Source organism: Micromonospora sonneratiae (genome assembly GCF_042679305.1).
Classification (GTDB): domain Bacteria; phylum Actinomycetota; class Actinomycetes; order Mycobacteriales; family Micromonosporaceae; genus Micromonospora_H; species Micromonospora_H sonneratiae.
Genome location: NZ_JBHTMP010000155.1, coordinates 1 through 1,511 on the forward strand (window position 1 = coordinate 1; position 1,511 = coordinate 1,511).

1 pseudogene is annotated in these 1,511 nt (G+C 66.2%); it reads right to left on the reverse strand.

Going from position 1 to position 1,511, the window contains the following annotated elements:
• Positions 1-1,484 (reverse strand): annotated as a pseudogene (locus ACFQ4H_RS34750) (S8 family serine peptidase); the annotation flags it as partial.
• Positions 1,485-1,511: the final 27 nt, after the last annotated feature.

A 1,511-nucleotide genomic window follows, 5' to 3' on the forward strand; every position in this document is an offset into this window, starting at 1 on the left:
AACCGATAGGACGCCCGCCCCGGCGGCACCACGAACATGCCCCACCCCGGATCACCCGTCTCCCCGACCAGCACACCGTTGCGATACAACGCCGTACGCGCGGAGGTAGGAACTGAATCACCCGCATGCCCGGCGCTGTCACTGAACAGCGGCAGATCGACCCCGATCGTGTCACCCTGTCGGGTGATCCCATTGGTCGGCAGGTAGTCGGAAAACGCAGGGCCGTACGGCGCGCCGTTCCACCGCTCCTGATAGTGCCGGCCAGCCTGGTACATCGACGGGCTTGAGAGGTAACCACCGAACCAGTTCCAGTCCTCATCAAAGAAGTCGAGGACGCTGTCCCATCTCATTCCCTTGGCGTCGTTGTAGTACTCGACACGTTCGCCAGGAACCGCAACCCGCATAATCGGTGCCGAACCGCTTACGACCGGGTGTCTCGCCAGCACGGAACGCTTGGCATGCGTTCCCGTCGGAGGCGTGCCCCGAAACTCGTGCCGTACGGTCACCAGGTCCTGCTTCCGGTAGTGCCAGGCCGCCCCGACGGGCATGCGACCAGCTGTCGCCTCGGTCATCGTGTAGAGGTAGGGGCTGTGGTCGAACCCGCCCTGACCATCCGGCTGGGCCCACTGACCGGCAACTGACGAGGCGAACTGGCTGGCAGGAGCCGCCTGGCCCAGCTGACCGACCCGGATGGTCACAAAGTCACGGGCACCGATGCTGAAGTCGTACCGGCCGGACGGCGTGGAGTATCCGAATGCGACGGTGACGTCAGCCAGGGTGGCGGTCCGGTCGGGAATCGTCATCTCGACCGGCCGGGCCTGACGCGCATCGAAGGTGACTGTGGTGTCCCGGCTCAGGGAAAGCTCCGGCTGGACGACCAGGTCCAGGCCGAAACCGGAGCCCTCCAGCGTGAACAGCCACCCGTTCAGGCCGTACCGCCCCTTGGGTAGGCGGATGGTGACGCTGCCGTCCGGTTCGTAGGGCATCATCGTCCGGTACTCGTCGAGTCCCAGCACATCTGCCATGTAATCGCCGGTGAGGGCACCGGTCCGGTCCAGGAAGGTGAGGGTGAGGTTGTAGCTTTCGGGTTCCTTGTTGACCGCCAGCGGGGTGTTGACCACGGTCGACCCGGCGGTGGCCAACAGCCGGCCGGTGTAGTGACCATCCGGGCTCTCGACGCTGGTGTCCGCCGTGACGGTGACCTGCGCCTGGCCACCCGCCGGCACCGTGACCTGCGTCGCGCTGACCTGGAACATCCCGGACGGCACAACAACCCCGCCCGGACCGGTGACCTGCATGCTCAATTGCAGGGTCACCGGCTCAGCACCAGGGTTGTGGTAGGTCACCGTACGGACCACCGGCACGTCGTCACCGTGCGGCCACATCGTCCGCCCGAAGGAAAGCCCCACCGGGACGGTCGTCACCGTCTGGGTGATCGCCCGAGCCACATCAACCCGACCCGCACCCTGCTCGAACGCCGTCAACCCCGGATTCGGCTTCGCCGACCCGAC